Raw genomic sequence first — 18822 nt, 5'->3', positions numbered from 1 at the left:
CTTTTAAAGTTGTGCTCACAAATGCCTGCGACAAAAAGTTTTCTTATCTGGCTTCCACTTTTCCAGACTCGCTTAAAAGATTAAACTCTATTCTTTTTTTGCTCAACGCACGATTTAATTGTATTTATCATAGCGGTTTGGCTATTTTTTGTCAATCGCTAAAAAGCAATCGGTTGGAAAATACCGTCTTTTAATTGATAGCTTTCTTTAAAGCCGATATCTGCTAAAATCTGCTTTGTTTCTGGAAAGAAACAAGTTAACGTATCAGTCGCATGAGAATCACTCGTAATAATAATCGGCACTTTGCGATCTAGTAAAATTTTCATTAGAAAATCTTGCGGATAAGGACCACTACGCCAGTTACGAGAAATCGCACCAGTGTTAACCTCTACCAAGCCATCATAGGTTTGAATCACATCAATCACTTGATTTAAAGCAGTACTGGCAATTTTTTGATATTCCTCAGAAGTTGCATCAAACCATGGATTCTTTTCGTTGAATTTAGTGATTAAATCAAAATGTCCCACAATTTTATTTTGATTTTTGCTAATGTGCTTCACTACATTGTTATAAAAATCTTGAATCATTTTGTAGGCATCACCCTGATAAAAAGTTTGCAAAGTTTCAGCCAAGCTTTCTGGTGATTCATCAACACTGCGAAAAATACCATCTTGCGGCGGAAAATAATGAACTGAACCGATCGTATAATCATAATTTTGCAAAATCGCTGGACTATAATAATCTTGTTCAATCCCTGTGCTTAATTGAATCTGACCCGCAAATTTATCCTGGACTTCAGCGATGGCTTTTTGATAACCGAACTCATCTTCAACTCCTAAACAACTTGGATCAAAAGGAGCATATGAGTGGGAAGTAAAACCTAAATCAGTAAAACCTAAGTCGATCGCTGCTTGGGCCATTTCAGTGAGGGTATTTTTTCCATCACACCAAGTACAGTGAGTATGGGCATTCGAAATAAACATCCGGCACCATCCTTTTTTATTTCATGGTTTCTTGTTTGTTTTTTTTGTCAACAACATGACGATTCGCCAATTCATCTTTGACTTGATTCAATTCTATCCCAGTTTCCGCCAACAAAACAAGTAGATGATAAATTAAATCGGCACTTTCATAAATAGTTTCTTCAGTATCAGCTTTCATGGCACCAATCACCACTTCAGTTGACTCTTCACCGATTTTTTTGAGAATTTTTTCAATTCCTTTATCAAATAAATAAGTTGTGTAACTACCTTCTTTAGGATTTTCTTTGCGATCTTTTAATAAAGCAAATAAATCAGCTAATTGGTCACCGGATTTTTCTCCATATAAACTTTCATTGAAGCAACTTTCTGCACCAGTATGACAAGCCGGACCATCTTTTTTAACCTGTGCCACTAAAGCATCTTGATCACAGTCTAAAGTCAAAGAAACCAAATGTTGATAGTTACCACTAGTTTCTCCTTTACGCCATAGTTCTTTTCTGGAACGAGAGTAATAAGTCATCAACTTGTCTTTTAGCGTTAATTGATAGCTTTCTTGATTCATATAAGCCAAAGTCAACACTTCATGGGTATAATAATCCTGTACAACCACGGGAATCAAACCGTGGTGATTAAATTTTAACTCTGCCATATTTGTCTCTCCTTAAATAATTCGTACGGGAATTTGTTTTTTAGCTAAAGATTCCTTCAAATCAGGAATCTTTACTTCGCCAAAATGGAAAATCGAAGCGGCCAAGCCGGCTTCAATCTTGTCTAACTGAAACAATTCCACAAAATCTTCAGCATTGCCAGCACCACCAGAAGCTACAATTGGTAGACTAGATATTTCACTAATAGCGGTCAGTAATGGCAAATCAAAACCACTCTTCGCACCATCAGTGTCAATACTATTGACTACTAGTTCACCGGCGCCTAAAGCTTCTCCTTTTTTAATCCATTCTAACGCATCCATTCCAGTGTCTTCACGACCACCTTTAGCAAAGACATGCCAGCTGTCGCCAACTCTCTTAATATCAATCGACAAAACGACACATTGGCTACCATAACGCTGAGCGCCTTCTTGTATTAATTCCGGTCGTTTAATCGCGCCAGAATTAACCGAAACTTTATCTGCACCGGAATTTAATACTCGTTCAAAATCAGCTAACGTATTAATCCCACCACCGACAGTCAACGGAATAAATACTTCAGAGGCGACTCCTTGCAAAATATCGGTAAATAATTCCCGTTCTTCAAATGACGCCGTAATATCATAAAAAACCAGCTCATCTGCGCCTTGTTGATTGTAAAACTTTGCCAAAGTAACTGGATCATTCACATCTTTTAAGCCAGCAAAATTGACGCCTTTGACTACTCGACCGTCCCGCACATCTAAGCAAGGAATAATTCTTTTAGCAATCATTTTACGTCCTCCTTTGCAGCGTTTAACACATCGATCAAATCCAAGCTACCACTGTATAATGCTTTACCGACGATACAGCTGCTGACACCGATCTCTTTTAGCGCGGTAATATCAGCTAAGCTTGCTACACCACCAGATGCCACAATTTCACAATTTAATTGATTTAGTTTTTGATATAAAGGAATGTTCAAACCTTCTCCAGTACCATCGCGGGAAATTTCCGTAAAGATAATTGTTTTTGTTCCCCAACTGACGACTTCTTCACAAAAAGCAAAAGCTTCTGCATCCGTTTTTTCCAGCCAACCCTCAACTGCAACTTGACCATCTTTGGCATCGACACCGATCGCAATTTTTTCTTGATATTTTTCCACCATTGCTTTAGCAAAATCAGGTTGTTTCTGAGCAATCGTACCTAAAATCACCCGATCCACACCGGCTGCTAAACAATTTTTGATGGTTTCTTCATCCCGAATACCGCCGCCAACTTCAACAAATAAATTGGTTTGTTCAGCAATTTGTTGGGCAATATCAAAGTAATGGAGATTTCCGGCCTTGGCACCATCTAAATCCACTAAATGTAAATACTCTGCGCCCTTTGCTTCAAAACCTTTGGCAAAAGCTACCGGATCATCGCCGAAAATTTCCTGTTGCTCGTAGTCCCCTTGATATAAACGGACCACTTTTTTATCTAATAAATCAATCGCTGGGAAAATTTTCATGCTGACACCTCCGCAAAAGCTTTTAAAATATTTAGACCGACGTCACCACTTTTTTCAGGATGAAATTGTGTGCCGTAAACATTATCCTTTTGAACCATTCCAGGAATCTCGATCCCATATTCGCTAGAAGCGACTAAAGAAGCTTCGCAATCTGCTGCATGAAAGCTGTGGACATAATAGACATGTTGACCTGGTTGAAAATCTTTTAACAATGCAGATTCTTTTTGAATATCTAGTTGATTCCAACCAATATGCGGCACTTTTAAATCAATTTTCTCTTTATTAAAAGCCTCTCGCATAGAAACAATTTTACCGGGAATCAAACCCAATCCTTGATGCTCACCAAATTCTTCGCTGGTTTCAAATAATAATTGCATGCCTAGACAAATTCCTAATAAGGGTTTGCCACTGGCAGCAAAATCTAAGATCGGTTGAACTAAACTTAATTCATCCAATTTATTTTTTGCATCGCCAAAAGCACCTACGCCTGGCAAAATCATCCGGTCAGCTTGTGCAAACTCAGCCACATCTCGTGTGATTTTATTTTCAATTCCTAAAAATTCTAACGAACGAGACAAACTAAATAAATTACCTACGCCATAATCAACAATTGCTAACATTTAGTGCCTCCTTTATACGATTGTTCCTTTAGTTGAAGGAATTTCATCTGGTGCTGCCTGATTGATAGCGACTGCTTCGCCTAACGCACGACCAAAACCTTTAAAACACGCCTCCACAATATGGTGGCTATTTTTTCCAGCAATTTGATGGAGATGCACACTCGCACCTAATTCTCTAGCAAAAGCAATAAAAAATTCTTCTACCAATTCGGTATCAAACTGAGAACCAATTTTTTCACTAGGAATTTCTAGTTCGACTACCGCCATACCACGACCACTAATATCGATTGCCGTCATTACTAAAGCTTCATCCATCGGTAGTAACATACTGCCGTAGCGTTTAATCCCACGTCGTTCGCCTAAAGCATCTGAAAAAGCCCGAGCAATCGCAATTCCCACATCTTCAGTCGTGTGATGCGCATCTACTTCAGTATCGCCATTACAAATCAATTCCAAATCAAAGCGACCATGGCGGACAAACAATTCCAACATATGATTTAAAAAACCGACTCCAGTCTCAATCGATTGTTTTCCGCTGCCATCTAGATTTAAGCTTAATTGAATTTTTGTTTCGGTCGTATCTCGTTTGACTGTTGCTGTTCTCATCAGGCCACTTCCTTTAAAATGTCTTTACAAGCTGTTATTAACGCTGCCATTTGTTCGGTTGTTCCAATCGAAATTCTCAAATAATCTTTGGTTCTAGGTTGATTAAACCAGCGGACAAATATCTTACGGGCTTTTAATTGGTTTAATAAAACTTCGCCCGAAATATTTGGATGTTTAGCAAATAAGAAATTGCCATAGCTATCAGTTACTTCAAAGCCCAATTTTTCCAAAGCTGCTTTTGTTTCTGTACGATTATCAATAATTGTTTGAATTTTTTCTGCCACATAAGCCGGTTCACTTAAGACAGCCGCAGCCACTGCTTGAGTCATAGAATTGATATTATAGGGATTGGTAGAAAACTTTAATTTATTTAAATCCGCAATCAAATCCGAATTACCCACCGCATAACCTAGTCTTGCACCAGCCATTTGACGAGATTTAGAAAACGTACCAATCACCAACAAATTCGGCAATTGATCGACAAATTGAGTCATTGATTCTGCCCCAAAATCAACATAAGCTTCATCAACAATCAATAAGCGTTCTGGATTGCGCTGTGCAAAAGCTACTAATTCATCTGTGGCTAAAAAAATACCCGTCGGTGCATTGGGATTCGTAATAATCACTGCACCAGTTAAATCATCATAGGCTGTTAAATCAATCGAAAAATCCTCATTAAGAGGTATGATCGTTGCGGGCGTTTGATAATAATTGGCATAGATTTGATAAAAACCGTAAGTAATATCTGGAAATGCTACACCATCTTCAGTGAAGGCTTGAAAAAGATAAGCTAAAACTTCATCAGAACCATTACCTAAAAAAATCTGATTTTCTTTTACTTGAAAATGTTTAGCCAATGGTTTGATGACTGATTGACAACTGGTATCACAGTAACGATTCAAATTTACTGCTGCTGTTACCGCTGCTTGTTTAACTGCTGGTGCCGGCTCAAAAGGACTTTCGTTGGTGTTTAATTTAATAAATTCAGTATCATCGACTTGTTCTCCCGGTGTGTACGGCACTAAATCGGCATATTTTCGATTTAAAAATGACATTTAGTCCGCCTCCAATCGTAGCTGCATCGATCTAGCATGCCCCACTAAATCTTCTGTTTCAGCAAAATACGCCACCGCTGCGCCAACTTCTTTCAAAGCAGCTTCATCATAATACAAATAGCTACTTTTCTTCACAAAATCATCCACAGACAATGGCGAATAAAAGCGAGCAGTACCTTCTGTCGGTAAAGTATGATTCGGTCCTGCAAGATAATCTCCTAATACTTCTGGTGTATGGTGACCTAAAAAGACACTTCCGGCATTTTTCACTTGGCTTAATAATGCAAAAGGTTCTTTAACAGCTAATTCTAAATGCTCTGGTGCAACTAAATTAGCAATTTCCACGGCTTCTTTTAAATCCTTAACTAAAATAATTTTACCATTTTGATTCAATGAAGCTTCAGCAATTTTTTGGCGGGGTAAAGCAGCCAATTGTTTACTGACCTCAGCTTCAACAGCCTCCGCTAAATCAGCATCGGTCGTCACTAAAATGGCTTGAGCCAACGTATCGTGTTCAGCTTGCGCAATCATATCTGCGGCTAACCAATTAGCTTTGCCACTTTCATCCGCTACGATTAAGACATCACTTGGTCCAGCGATCATATCAATATCGACTTTGCCATAAACCATTTTTTTAGCTGTCGCAACATAAATATTTCCCGGTCCGACTATTTTATCGACTTGCGGAATCGTTTCCGTTCCATAAGCCAAAGCTGCGACTGCTTGTGCACCACCAACTTTATAAACTTCATCAACACCAGCAATTTTTGCCGCTGCTAAAATAGCCGGTTCAACTTTTCCTGCTTGATTTGGTGGTGTCACCATCACAATTTTAGCTACGCCAGCGATTTTTGCCGGAATCGTATCCATTAAAACCGTGCTAGGATAACTAGCTGTCCCGCCAGGAACATAGACGCCAACTTTTTCTAAGGGTAAGATTCTTTGCCCCATCACGACACCGGGCTCGTCAGTCGCAACAAATCCTTGACGAACTTGCTTTTGATGGAATGAGGTGATTTTTTCTTTGGCTAATTTTAAAACGGTCAATAATTTCTCCGGTACTTTTTCTAACGCTTCTACCATCTCAGCTTCACTGACTTTTAGGGCAGTTAATTCAATCCCATCAATTTTCTTGGTTAATTGAAATAAGGCTTGATCCCCGTTTTTTTCAACATCTGCCAAAATATTTGTTACAACTTGGGAAACATCGGCGGTTTCGTTTGCTTGTCTTTGTAAAATTCGACTGTATTCATCTTTTTTTGTATCAAATTTTCTCATAGCTGTTTCCTCACATTTTCAATTACTTTTTGAATCCGTTCCTGTTTAAAACGCCAAGCAGCTTGATTGATAATTAATCGGGCAGATGATTGGGCTATATCAGCGGTCACTTCTAAATCATTTTCCTTCAAAGTCGTTCCTGTCTCTACAATATCGACAATCACATCTGATAAGTTTAGCAATGGCGCTAACTCGATTGATCCATGTAATTGAATCAATTCTACTGAACGTCCGATGCTTTCAAAATATTTTCGGGTAATCTTAGGATATTTTGTGGACACTCTCAATGGTCGTGAAAAATCCTCTTGATAATCTTTATGCGCTGCCACCGCTAATTTACAAACACCCATTTTTAAATCTAAAAATTCAATCACATCGGCTTCTGATTCTAATAAGATATCTTTGCCTACCACACCAATGTCAGCAGCACCATGCTCTACATAAATCGCGACATCACTAGGTTTCACTAAAAAGAAGCGCAACTGATTCAACTGGTCTTCAAATATCAGTTTACGATTGTCCTCAAAAATATTCTCTGCTGCAATTCCTGCTTGGGTCAGCAATTGATAAATAGCATCTCCCATTCGACCTTTTGGCAAAGCAATATTTAAAAACTCTGTTTGTTCGGTGGTCTCATGAGCTGTTTTTCCCACGTGATTTAGATTCATGCCATAACCAACAGCGCCTTGATTCTTATGTTCCTTTTCTAATAAGCGATCATAGCGACCCCCGTAAAGGATCGTTTCTTTTGCTTCTTTAATGAACCCTTGAAACAATAAACCACTATAATAATCCGCATCATTCACAACTGAAAAATCCAAGCGCATCCGAATATTTGATGATAAGTCATCCATCTGACTTAAAGTGTCAAATAAATTTTTTAATTCTTTTAAGCTAGCTAAGCTTTCAGGAAAGTTTGCCAACAATTCTTCGGCTCGACAAATTTTCTTTTCAAAATGACCAGCTACTCGGACAAGTTTTCCAAGATTTTCGCTTTCTTCTTTCGTCAATCCATTCTTTTCAGCCAGTTCTGTCATGGCGTGGGAGCTCTTCATTCGCATGGCAACGACTACTTTTTCATGCTCAGACTCAGGAAATTTCTGACAAATGCCCGCTAAAATACCGATGTGAGAAACATCTAATGTCCCTTCGCCAACCAAAGATAGACTTTGCCAAGCCAATTTCAAAACTTCTACTTCGTCTTTTGGTTGGATTTTATCGATTAGTTCGATCCCGATTTGATTGATTTTTTGATATTCACCTGCTTGCGAGTCATGACGATAAACATCTTCCACATAATACACTCGTTGCGGTTGATTATTGGGTAAATTTTTAACGATGGATAAAGTGACATCCGGTTTTAAAGCCATTGTACGCCCATCATTTCCGGTAAAGGTAATTACACCAGTATTTCTTAGGAAATTCAGATTCCGTTGATATAGTTGATATTCTTCAAAATTATTTAAGTGATATGGACGAAACCCATGCTCTCGGTATAACTTTCTAAGCTGTAATTCAATTTTTTCTTTTGGAAGTAAAATATCCCACAATTGATCCATTTATTTCGCCCCTTAAATTAGAATATAATTAGTTTTTGTTTAAACTATATTAATCATTTATGCAGAAAAGGTCAATCTTTTTCAGTAAAATAAGCATTTTTTCCAAAAAAAAGAAACCTAATTTTCAGGTTTCTCTGGTCGTTTTAAAACATCTTCCCATTCAGTCATTTGGTCGATAAATTTTTTACTCTTTAAATGCAATCCCACATACTCATCATATAATTGATCCAGTATCTTGCGAATTTCTTTTTTTGTTTCTGCTTTTAGTTTGATTTCACCGATTTTGTCATAAGATAAATTGGCAAACATCCGTAAAAAATAAATACCCCGAGGATCCGCATGATAACGATGAAGATCATGATCAAAATGCTGCTGACATAAGATGCCATGATATTTTGAAGAAAAATCAAAAATCCCTGTCGTCTTACCGCAAACACCACACGCCCGCCAATTCAAGCCAACACCAAAGCGAGCCATCATTTGAACCTCAAAAATATTAAGGATGGTTTCACCGTCATAACCCTCATCTAATAATTTCAAAGCCGAATGAGTGAAATGATACAAAGCTGGATCATAGACATGGTCGTCGATTGCCGCATCCACCAAACCTAAGATATAAGTGCCATAAGCATTTAGAAAAATATCTGCTTGTAACTGACGAAACGGGTGTACCTCTTTCGCACTGTTTAAAAAAGACAAGCCTTCTTGTTTCAAGCTGCCAATATAAATAGCTTCCGTAAAAGGCTGAGTCGCACTTCTCAAAGGATTATTGGGTCGATGTAATCCTTTTGCATAAAACATCACCTTACCGGCCGATTCAGTAAATATTTTCACTAGCTGGTCTTTTTCTTTATAGTCGCGGGTAAATAAAATCATTCCTTTTGTTTCTGCTAGATTGGCCATCCTTTCACCTCCCCATCAAAAAAAGACAGAAATTCTCTGTCTTTTAATAGTCATCGTTGCGATAACCATAATCTTGTAAATAAGTTTTCTTATCACGCCAGTCTTTTTGTACCTTAACCCAAAGTTCTAAAAAGACTCTATCGCCCAAAAGATTCTCAATATCTTTACGGGCCTGCGTACCGATATTTTTCAGCATTTTACCGCCTTTTCCGATAATAATGCCTTTTTGACTATCTCGTTCCACGATAATAGTCGCTTGAATATGAATTTTACCAGTATCAGCCCGTTTCATCGTATCGGTAACCACCGCAACTGAATGAGGCACTTCATCCCGCGTTAATTTTAAGACTTTTTCACGAACCAATTCAGAGACAATAAAATATTCTGGATGATCAGTGATTTGATCATCAGGGAAATATTGCGGACCTTCTGGCATTTGGTCCACTAAGACTGACAACATCCGATCGACATTGTTTCCTTCTGTCGCAGAAATAGGAATGACTTCTTTAAAATCCATTTGAGTTCGATAGTCGTCAATAATATGCAACAACTGGTCTGGATGAACCTTATCGATCTTATTAATGATCAAATAAACTGGCACGTTTTGATGGGACAATCTTTCTAAGATGAAATCATCTCCGCGACCTCTTTTTTGATCAGCGCTAATCATAAACATGATGGCATCCACTTCCCGTAACGCACTATAAGCAGCTTCCACCATATAATCACCTAAACGTGATTTAGGTTTATGAATTCCCGGTGTATCGATAAAAATAATTTGGGCATCGTCTGTTGTATAGACCCCTTGAATTTTATTTCTTGTTGTTTGCGCTTTGTCACTCATAATCGCAATTTTTTGACCAATTAAACGATTAAGTAAAGTTGATTTACCCACATTAGGACGACCAACAATCGCTACAAAGCCTGATTTATGTTCTGTCATAAATTGTTCCTTTCTTAACTAAATAATAGTGCCCAGATTTTGGGAATAAAGATCATCGCACCAATCAATGCGGCAAATAATGATGTAACTAACACAGCGCCTGCCGCCATATCCTTAATTTTCTTTCCGATTGGATGAAAATGAAAGTCAGTCACCATATCGACGACATTTTCAAAAATAGTATTGATGATTTCTACAATCCAAACAATGAAAACCGCTAATATAATCCAAAGCCATTCTTGATGGGATAAACGAAACAAGAAGCTGGCAATAAAAACCAAAACACCAAATAGGACATGTTTACGCATATTACGTTCTTCTTCAAACACAGTTCGAATACCAACTAGCGCAAACTCCAGTGAATTAATGAAGTGTTTATTTTTTTTTACGTTCTTATCTTTTGAGTCCATAGGCATCCAAAATCTCTTTCTGTAAACCAAACATTTCTTTTTCGTCTTCAGGTGTCATGTGGTCATATCCATTAATGTGTAGGAAGCCATGGAGCGCCAAAAAACCAATTTCACGATCAAAACTATGACCATATTCTTCCGCTTGCTCACGGGCTCTTTCTGTGGAAATCATGATATCGCCTAATTCTCGCGGCATCTCTGCCAACTCTTCATCATTCATGATGACGGCAATTTCCCCTTCGCCTTCTTCTTCCAAGGCAAAGCTTATGACATCAGTCGGCGCATCTTTTCCACGGTAGTCACGATTGATCACTTGAATCGCCGCATTATCCATAAAAGTTACTGACATTTCGGTATCTTTAGGCAATTTCAAAAAATCAGCAGCAAATTGCAACAATTCGTCGATTTCTTTGATTTTTTCAGGTGTCACTTCGCCTGTTTCATCAATAAAAGTAATCTCCATTATTCTGCTCCTTGTTCTTCTTTCATTTTCTCTGCTTCAGACTTCATCTTAGGATATTTAATCCGAGAATGGAAGGTTGAGCTCAAACTAGACACTAGCGACTTTTCAACAATCCGAATTTCTTGTAGTGTTAGTCCCGATTCATCTAATTGGCCATCTGAGATTCTTTCTTCAATTAAGTCATGAACAAAAATTTTAATTTTATCAAAGCTAGGCTGGTCCATCGCTCGAACGGCAGCTTCACAGCTATCGGCAATATTAACGACACCAGCTTCGCGGGTTTGCGGTTTTGGTCCCGGATAACGAAAATCAGCTTCTGTTATTTCTGGGTTACGTTCTTTGGCTTTCACATAAAAGTATTTCATTAACGTTGTACCATGATGTTGCCAGCAAATATCAATCACCATTTGTGGCATCTTATATTCTTCTAAAATTTCTGCACCTTCAGTTACATGACCAAATATAATTTGCTTACTGTCTTCTGGTAATAAGAAATTATGAGGATTTTCTGCACCTGGCGGCAGATTTTCCACGAAGAAATTAGCATGACGTATCTTACCAATATCATGGTAATAACAAGCCACTCGTGTTAACAAACTGCGGCCGCCAATTTCAGCAACGGCGTTGGCACTTAGATTCGCGACCATCATTGAATGATGATACGTTCCCGGTGCCTCTTCTAACAATCTTTTTAATAAAGGATTGTTCGGATTACTTAACTCATTCAAGGTAATGACACTGCTATCTGTCACTAATAATTCAATATACGGCTGTAATCCCATGCCCAAAAGAATCGAAAACATTGAGCCGGCAAACGAACTAATTAATGTGGTCCATGTTCGACTGTCAAAAGCCGACAAGCCTTGATAAATATTCAACACAATTGTCCATAAAACCGGAAATAGCACAACCCAAAGCAATGCTTGTTTTGCTTGATCGGCAATGCGTTTTTGTTTCACCATAATCGCCAATGTTCCAGCAAATAGATAACTCATTAATATAATCGTTAAATTATTGGTTCCAATCGCGCTATAAAAAACAAACAAGGCAAAGATAGTTTGAAAGACTGCTGCCAAGGCTCCTGCTCGTCGATTTACAAAGACTGTAAGAATCAATGGCACAAACGCTGCTGGGAAAAATAAAGACAGCGTACTGGTATTACTACTTTGGAAAATCTGTAGGAATTTCATCAGCAAAATACCGACACTCAAACTAGCTGCATAAAACAAGATAAAGCGAACTCGTTGAAAATTCCCTTCGATTTGATGAGAATAAAAATACAACAACAATAATTGTAATAATACAGCACAAATCATCGCTACTAACGGAAAGATTGAACCAGTTGAATTGGTCATTCCTAGTAAATCCAATTTATTTAAAGCAGTTGCATCAATCTGACTGCCCTCGCGGACAACTACTTCCCCTTGATAAATCATGACCGGTTGAACTGATTGTCGCGCCTGTCTTTTTAATTCTGCTGTTCTTGTTTCATTTAATACATCATTGATGACGATGCCATCTTCAATCAAATAACGAATGACTTGGACTTGGACTTCTGTGTGATTGGTCATATCAATCTTATCCAACGCCAATTGTTTATCATCACTTAAATCCGTTTCACGAATCCTTTTTTCCATTTGTTCATCGATTAAAGCCAAACTTTCCGTTTTCACTGCTTCTAATTGACTTGATGACAATTGCACCGCATCACTATAAAAATCATTAGGCAACTGTTGATAAAAATTCACAGTATCTTGATCTAGAGTTTCGAAGCTTTTTTTAACGGCGGCAACACGTTCATCCACAGTGGGCTGAGAAATGACTTCACCGCTATCTGCATCAGCAACCTTATCTTGATAGCTTTTATCAATTTCATTATTTGTTTTAACAATCAAATCGATCAGCTGACTGATTCTATCGTGCTGAGTATCCGCTGTATCTGCTTGGTAGGTATATTCAGGCGTAACTGCCTCAGCCGCTAATTTTCTACGCTGTTTTGTCTCAGTCGTGTTCTCAATCGTTTTATTTGCTCGAACACTTTCAGTCGCTACTTGACCCTCTTGGTAGTTTACGCCCTTTTGCTTCACACTACTAAAGAGCGTCAAAAATAAAATCAAACCAAAGACGAATAAAATCAATGGAATGAAGTATTTTCCTAGCTTTTTGCGTAATTGATTGATTGGCTGGTTAAACATAGATTTCCTCCAATCTATTCGTTGGTACGTTTCAAGCTTTCTTTTTCGTAAGCTTCAATAATTTCAGCAACTACAGGGTGCCGAACAACGTCGCTAGACTCAAAATTAACAAAGCGAATTTTTTTTATGCCTTTTAATGTTCTTTCTGCATGAATTAATCCACTCAATTGACCTTTAGGTAGATCGACTTGGCTAGTATCACCATTGACAATCATTTTAGAATTAAAACCTAGTCTAGTTAAAAACATTTTCATTTGCGCAATCGTTGTATTTTGTGCTTCGTCTAAAATTACAAAGGCATCATCTAAAGTTCGCCCCCGCATGTAAGCTAACGGTGCTATTTCAATCACACCGCGTTCCATCAAACGATTGGTATGTTCTAAACCAAAAATTTGGTGTAACGCATCGTACATTGGTCGTAAATATGGATCGACTTTTTCCTTTAAATCACCTGGTAAAAATCCCAAGCTTTCCCCGGCTTCCACCGCTGGACGAGTTAAAATAATTCTCTGGACTTCACCTTTTTTCAAAGCCGCAATCGCCATAACGATCGCTAAATAAGTTTTTCCTGTTCCGGCCGGTCCAACACCAAAGACAACGTCAGACTTGTTGACGGCTGCAATGTAACGACTCTGACCGATATTTTTTGGTCGGATTGGTTGACCATTGCGATCCTTTAAAATTTCTTGTTCATACATTTGAATAAATTCATCCAGATGTTGTTCTCTTGCCAATCGTAAAGCAGACATAATATCAGGTGTCGTAATCTTGATGCCACGATCAATCAAGACTTGCAACGCCCGAATAATTTCCACAACTAACTTGGCTTCTTCTGACTCGCCGATGACCTGAATCGTTTCTCCGCGAGTGTTAATCGTCGTTCCAGTATTTTCTTCTAAAAATTTAATATGTTTATCGTGAGCACCTAACAGCATACTCACATCGTCTTTAGCATCTAATTTTATCTCTAACGACTCAAAATCGTTGTTTACCAAAAATCCTTCATCTCCTCGTTTTTTTGTTCATCTTATCATACCACATCACCCTTAAAAGCAAAATTTTCAGGGCTAATTTCTTATCTTGCGCTGCTATGTAAAGTAACAAAAAAGCCACCGACTAAACGATGGCTTACTAATCTTATTGTAACAGTTCTTTGACGATGGCGTTAACTGCATTACCATCGGCTTTGCCTTTGACTTGCGGCATCACCACACCCATCACCTTACCAAATTCTTTAGCTGATGTTGCGCCTGTTTTTGCAATTGCCGCCTTCACAATTTCTGTAATTTCTTCGTTAGAAAGTTGTGCTGGTGAATACTTTTCGACAATCACCATTTCTTTTTTTACCTTGTCAACTAAATCTTGACGGTCAGCTTTTTCAAATTCAGCTAAAGAATCACGCCGTTGTTTCATCTCACGAGATAAAACCGTTAATTCTTCGTCTTCATTTAAATCACGACCTAGTTTGATTTGCTCATTTTGAACTGACGCTTTCAACATTCGAATCACTTGCAAAGACTCTTTATCTTTTGCTCGCATCGCTGTTTTCATGTCATCGTTCAAAGTCGTAAGTAGTGACATCTGAATCACTCCATTTGCTAACTAGAATTTTTTACGTTTTCTAGCTGCTTCTGATTTTTTCTTACGTTTCACGCTTGGTTTTTCATAAAACTCACGTTTACGAGATTCCTGCAAAGTCCCAGCTTTTGATACGGAACGTTTGAAGCGACGAAGAGCATCGTCAAGGGATTCATTTTTACGAACCACTGTTTTTGACATATTTAATTCCCTCCCTCCGAGCTTTAAAAGTAACCGTTTTTGTATTTGAAATTAAAATTCCAAAAACTAGACTGTCCATCTGATATTATAGCTAAAGGTCAAATAACAGTCAAGTTGTCTTGCGTTTTTTTATTTTCGTTGACAATCTGGACAGCGTCCATATAATTCAAAACGGTGTCCTTCAATCTCACAACCATTTAATTGTTCTTTAAAGAAATCCATCGGACACATATGAATTTCTTCTGTTTTCCCACAAACATTACAAATAAAATGATGATGATGGCCAAAATCTTCATTACAGCTAAAACGGAATTTCATTTCTCCATGAAGTTCGGTATCTTCAATAATTCCGATCTCACAAAACTCCCTTAGATTACGATAGACTGTGTCATAACTTAAACCTGGAAATAAATCATTCATATAGTCATAAACTTCTTTAGCCGCCACATAACGATTATTTTTAATTAAAAAATCAATTAGGGTCTCTCTTTTTTTTGTATATTTAAAGCCATTATCTTTTACCGTCACCAATGCTTTTTCTAAAAGTGTTGCCACAGGTATCCCTCCATCAAAGTGTAATCATTCTGATTAAAAATATGGTATAATAAAATTACTATCAATGCAAGGAGTTATCAAACATGGAGAATCAAAACCCCGATTTAGTTTCAATTTTTATTCTGTCAGATTCAGCCGGCGAAACTGCTTCAAAATTGGCACAAGCGTCTATGGCGCAATTTCCAACGACTGAATTTTGTTTATTCCGCCGTACTTTTATTAATACCGAAGAAATGTTAAATAAAGCTTTAAATGATGCAAAAAGCGAGGATGGTATGGTTTTTCATACCATTATTGACCCACATCTTTCACAGCTTGCCCGTGATTTTTGTGAACGTGAAGGTATTTTCCAGCTAGATGTCCTTCATCCTGCGGTAGATGAGATTTCTCGCCGAGCACATGTTGATCCCACTGGTGAACGTGGTGCCTTACATCATTTGAATGAAAATTATTTCAAACGGATCAAGGCAATGGAATTTGCTGTAAAATATGATGATGGAAAAGATCCTAAAGGCTTTTTAGAGGCCGATGTCGTTTTACTTGGTGTTTCTCGTACATCAAAGACGCCTTTAAGTTTGTATTTAGCAAATAAAAACTTAAAAGTCGCCAATTTGCCGTTGATTCCACAAGCGCATATTCCTAAACAACTTTGGGAAATTGATCCGAAAAAAATTGTCGGTTTAACAAATGATCCAGAAGTTTTAATCGGTATCCGCAAAGAACGGATGCGGGCCTACGGTTTAAACCCCGAGACAGCCTACTCAGACGCTTCTAAGATCCAAGCCGAACTAGACTTCGCTAATGACCTATATCAAAAGCTAGGTTGTGTCATCATCAATGTCGCGACTCTTTCAATCGAAGAAACCGCAGCAATGATCATGAGTGCCCTAGATTTAGAGGATCACAGTTATTTCTTTACCGAAGAAGAAAAAGCCTGATAAAAATAAAGCCAGTGAATCTGAGATATTTTTCTCGATTCACTAGCTTTTTTGTTTAATCTTTTGGTTCATCCTCAGTCTTAGTTTCTTCGGTTTTTTCAACTGACGATGTATCAGCTACTTTATTTTCTACTTCATTGTTTTCATTACTTGTTTCGCTAGTTGATTCACTAGCTACTGATTGTTCTTCTGTGATTTGTTTCAGACTATCAGGAGTATTCTGACTTTCTTCTAAAGCTTTTAATTTGGCTTTTTGTTGTTTATTCTTACGGATTAAGAAAATTGCTGCTAAAGCAAAAATTGCTACTAAGACCCCTAAAATAATCACCATCGTGTAATCTTCTGGTTCCACATCTGGATCGGCCTCATTAAACTTATCCGCTTCCTCGCGAGTGATAGTAAAGCTTTCTTCGATAGGCCATTCATTCTCTCCTGATGTAACCGAACCAGTTAAAACATAATCTCCTGCTTCAAAACGTCGGCCATCCATCGGCAAGAACAAATCAAAAATAGTATTTGGCGCAAACTGCATATTCTCCTGATCCGTTTCAACGATCACTTCATCCGATCCTTCTCGCTTAAGTTCAGCTTTGTAATGAGCTTTATTAATGTATGTAGCTGAAGTATTCCGAACTTTTAAAGAAATCGCATTTCTTACATTTTGTTGGTTGGCTACAGCGCCGTCAAAAACAACTTCTGGCGTAACTATTGTTTCATTATTTCGTAATAAGATGGCAATTTCATAGCCAAATAAATTTTTAATATTTGTTCCGGAAGCTTCTTCATTAGTAGAATCATCTTGTTGACTTAAATAAATACCACCGGCGATTACACCATCATATTCTTCCGCGGGCATCGTAATCGTCATCGCTAATTCTCGCTCTTCTTCTGGCGCTAAAGTGACAGTCTCTTCATTTAATTTCACTATGTCTTCTATATTATATTTCAAGCTATCGTCGTAAATTCGTTCTTTATTTTCAAAATTAGAGTATTCAACTACCCCACCAGAATTGGTCATTGCAGAATTAATTTTAGGAACTACTGTAACATCACTGTCTGAAGTATTTCTTAAAGTAACGGTGATTTCCTGTGATTGACCTGGCGACATCATTAAATCATAATAAGTAACCTCTTTATTATGTTGATTATCTGGAATATTAGGTTTCACACTAAATCGTAGTCCACCTGCTGCTTCCACTTGCTCCACGAAAAAAAAGGCACTAGTTATAAAAAAAAGACTACATAGTACAGTAACTAACTTTTTGAATTTCATCTTCTTCCCTCACTTCTCATTTAACTTTGCTATAAAAAAGCTCAAACATTAACTTTAAGAAAATGTTTGAGCTATTCTTTTAAATAATCTTATGGAGCTGGAGCTGCTGTAACTGTCCAATTGATAGTAGATTCATACTTTCCGACAGCTTTAGATGCTTCTTTAGGAACTTCCAAAGTAAACTGAGTTAGATCTAGTTCAGTTGTTCCTTTTGCACTATCAGAAGTCACTGCATTTAAAACTGTTCTATCTGATCCTGGTACTAATTCTAGTTTATTTTCAATTGGATCAAAATCATTGGAACCAGTGATATTAGTTAATGCTCTAGGATTACCGTAAGTTGATAATACTGCACCATTTAGCTCATCTGTTCCTAATTTAAATTGTTCAGCTTGTTGAACTTTTACAACCCAACCATTTGTTGCACTACTACGATTATCCGTTACAATAACTTTACCAGTCGTGATATTAGAAGCTGAACCATTCTCATTATCTGTGCCATCATCAGTGGCATAGTAAACTTTGTCTGCATCATATTGAATTTCATGAGAACCAAACAATAAATTATCTGGCAAAGCAGCATCACTATCATCCAAATCTAAGGTCCCGTCAGTGTAAGTAACTTCTCCTTTAGTAGTTTTTGTTTGAACCGCTTCTACACTCTGTAACCCCGCTGTAACACATACTGCTGATAAACCAATAATACTCAATACGTATCCTAATGCTTTTTTCTTCATAATCTTCTCTCCTTAATTTTTTTTATAATAAAACATTAAATGTTTTACTAGCTTTGTTAGGTAAATCATCATACAAAATATCACTACACCAATTCCCAAACCCACCAATGACCATTTAATCAACATACCGGTTTGAGGTAGACGACCATTAGGTTTAGTCCCACCGGTTGATGGTACAGTTGATCTGTTTTGTTCGGACGTGGAGCTTTCAGTAGGCGGGGGATCAGATTTTTCATAAAAACCAACTTGTGCATTTGAACCATTTCCCTCATTATCTACCGTTTGTGCCCCAAACCCAGCAGAGGCCATGCTCAAAAGTATCAAGATACTTAAGAACAGACTGGAAAAAAATTTAATTAAACACTTTTTCATTGTTTTTCCCCTCT

Annotated in this window: 22 protein-coding genes; 1 reads left to right on the top strand and 21 read right to left on the bottom strand. The window is 37.7% G+C overall.

Annotated features, from left to right (window positions below; genetic code table 11):
- Window positions 1-158 precede the first annotated feature (158 nt).
- From ACVWNY_RS02510 to ACVWNY_RS02425, 18 genes are all read right to left on the bottom strand, one after another.
- Window positions 159-983 (bottom strand): histidinol-phosphatase HisJ family protein, encoded by an 825-nt coding sequence (locus ACVWNY_RS02510; protein WP_218324260.1) that lies wholly within the window; start codon window positions 981-983, stop codon window positions 159-161.
- Window positions 984-999: 16 nt separating this feature from the next.
- Entirely contained in the window at window positions 1000-1632 is a 633-nt protein-coding gene (gene hisIE / locus ACVWNY_RS02505) for a bifunctional phosphoribosyl-AMP cyclohydrolase/phosphoribosyl-ATP diphosphatase HisIE (RefSeq protein WP_454071600.1), read from the bottom strand.
- A gap of 12 nt (window positions 1633-1644) precedes the next feature.
- Window positions 1645-2403, bottom strand: a complete 759-nt coding sequence (hisF, locus tag ACVWNY_RS02500) for an imidazole glycerol phosphate synthase subunit HisF (protein WP_218324258.1) — start codon at window positions 2401-2403, stop codon at window positions 1645-1647.
- Window positions 2400-3122, bottom strand: a complete 723-nt coding sequence (gene hisA, locus ACVWNY_RS02495) for a 1-(5-phosphoribosyl)-5-[(5-phosphoribosylamino)methylideneamino]imidazole-4-carboxamide isomerase (RefSeq protein ID WP_218324257.1) — start codon at window positions 3120-3122, stop codon at window positions 2400-2402. The genes hisF and hisA overlap by 4 nt, the downstream gene beginning before the upstream one ends.
- Window positions 3119-3742 (bottom strand): imidazole glycerol phosphate synthase subunit HisH, encoded by a 624-nt coding sequence (gene hisH, locus ACVWNY_RS02490; RefSeq protein ID WP_218324256.1) that lies wholly within the window; start codon window positions 3740-3742, stop codon window positions 3119-3121. Before hisH ends, hisA begins: the two co-directional genes overlap by 4 nt.
- A 12-nt stretch (window positions 3743-3754) precedes the next feature.
- Entirely contained in the window at window positions 3755-4348 is a 594-nt protein-coding gene (hisB, locus tag ACVWNY_RS02485) for an imidazoleglycerol-phosphate dehydratase HisB (protein WP_218324255.1), read from the bottom strand.
- Window positions 4348-5403 (bottom strand): histidinol-phosphate transaminase, encoded by a 1056-nt coding sequence (hisC, locus tag ACVWNY_RS02480; RefSeq protein ID WP_218324254.1) that lies wholly within the window; start codon window positions 5401-5403, stop codon window positions 4348-4350. Before hisC ends, hisB begins: the two co-directional genes overlap by 1 nt.
- Window positions 5404-6681 carry a histidinol dehydrogenase gene (gene hisD / locus ACVWNY_RS02475; RefSeq protein WP_218324253.1) on the bottom strand — a complete coding sequence of 426 codons (1278 nt, stop codon included), beginning with the start codon at window positions 6679-6681 and terminating at the stop codon, window positions 5404-5406.
- Window positions 6678-8240, bottom strand: a complete 1563-nt coding sequence (hisG, locus tag ACVWNY_RS02470) for an ATP phosphoribosyltransferase (protein ID WP_218324252.1) — start codon at window positions 8238-8240, stop codon at window positions 6678-6680. Before hisG ends, hisD begins: the two co-directional genes overlap by 4 nt.
- 117 nt (window positions 8241-8357) lie before the next feature.
- On the bottom strand, window positions 8358-9143 hold the full coding sequence (gene recO, locus ACVWNY_RS02465) for a DNA repair protein RecO (protein ID WP_218324251.1): 786 nt from the start codon (window positions 9141-9143) through the stop codon (window positions 8358-8360).
- 43 nt (window positions 9144-9186) lie between these two features.
- A complete protein-coding gene (gene era, locus ACVWNY_RS02460) occupies window positions 9187-10086 on the bottom strand; it encodes a GTPase Era (RefSeq protein ID WP_218324250.1) in 900 nt (299 codons plus the stop codon).
- Window positions 10087-10100: 14 nt separating this feature from the next.
- The gene (locus ACVWNY_RS02455) at window positions 10101-10496 is read right to left on the bottom strand and encodes a diacylglycerol kinase family protein (protein ID WP_218324809.1); all 396 of its coding nucleotides are present in this window, start codon (window positions 10494-10496) and stop codon (window positions 10101-10103) included.
- Window positions 10480-10959 carry an rRNA maturation RNase YbeY gene (gene ybeY / locus ACVWNY_RS02450; RefSeq protein ID WP_218324249.1) on the bottom strand — a complete coding sequence of 160 codons (480 nt, stop codon included), beginning with the start codon at window positions 10957-10959 and terminating at the stop codon, window positions 10480-10482. The genes ACVWNY_RS02455 and ybeY overlap by 17 nt, the downstream gene beginning before the upstream one ends.
- On the bottom strand, window positions 10959-13154 hold the full coding sequence (locus ACVWNY_RS02445) for an HD family phosphohydrolase (RefSeq protein ID WP_218324248.1): 2196 nt from the start codon (window positions 13152-13154) through the stop codon (window positions 10959-10961). The genes ybeY and ACVWNY_RS02445 overlap by 1 nt, the downstream gene beginning before the upstream one ends.
- Before the next feature lie 14 nt (window positions 13155-13168).
- A complete protein-coding gene (locus ACVWNY_RS02440; RefSeq protein ID WP_218324808.1) occupies window positions 13169-14089 on the bottom strand; it encodes a PhoH family protein in 921 nt (306 codons plus the stop codon).
- 202 nt (window positions 14090-14291) lie between these two features.
- Window positions 14292-14735 (bottom strand): GatB/YqeY domain-containing protein, encoded by a 444-nt coding sequence (locus tag ACVWNY_RS02435; RefSeq protein ID WP_218324247.1) that lies wholly within the window; start codon window positions 14733-14735, stop codon window positions 14292-14294.
- A 21-nt stretch (window positions 14736-14756) separates the two neighbouring features.
- Window positions 14757-14933 (bottom strand): 30S ribosomal protein S21, encoded by a 177-nt coding sequence (gene rpsU / locus ACVWNY_RS02430; protein ID WP_002356740.1) that lies wholly within the window; start codon window positions 14931-14933, stop codon window positions 14757-14759.
- Between the two features lie 129 nt (window positions 14934-15062).
- Window positions 15063-15494, bottom strand: coding sequence for a Fur family transcriptional regulator (locus tag ACVWNY_RS02425; RefSeq protein ID WP_218324807.1), 432 nt, complete (start codon window positions 15492-15494; stop codon window positions 15063-15065).
- 77 nt (window positions 15495-15571) lie between these two features.
- Between ACVWNY_RS02425 and ACVWNY_RS02420 the strand changes: the two genes are divergently transcribed.
- The gene (locus ACVWNY_RS02420) at window positions 15572-16426 is read left to right on the top strand and encodes a pyruvate, water dikinase regulatory protein (protein WP_218324246.1); all 855 of its coding nucleotides are present in this window, start codon (window positions 15572-15574) and stop codon (window positions 16424-16426) included.
- Window positions 16427-16481: 55 nt separating this feature from the next.
- Here ACVWNY_RS02420 and ACVWNY_RS02415 read toward each other — a convergent pair whose 3' ends face one another.
- The 3 genes from ACVWNY_RS02415 to ACVWNY_RS02405 form a co-directional block, all read right to left on the bottom strand.
- On the bottom strand, window positions 16482-17699 hold the full coding sequence (locus ACVWNY_RS02415) for a WxLIP family cell surface protein (RefSeq protein WP_218324245.1): 1218 nt from the start codon (window positions 17697-17699) through the stop codon (window positions 16482-16484).
- 89 nt (window positions 17700-17788) lie between these two features.
- Window positions 17789-18436, bottom strand: coding sequence for a WxL domain-containing protein (locus ACVWNY_RS02410; protein ID WP_218324244.1), 648 nt, complete (start codon window positions 18434-18436; stop codon window positions 17789-17791).
- Window positions 18437-18448: 12 nt separating this feature from the next.
- Complete coding sequence (locus tag ACVWNY_RS02405) at window positions 18449-18808, bottom strand: EF2685/EF0750 family sortase-dependent surface protein (RefSeq protein ID WP_218324243.1); 360 nt, start codon at window positions 18806-18808, stop codon at window positions 18449-18451.
- Window positions 18809-18822 lie beyond the last annotated feature (14 nt).

The organism is Enterococcus sp. JNUCC 77 (genome assembly GCF_054819945.1).
This window is presented reverse-complemented; position numbering and strand designations above follow the sequence as displayed.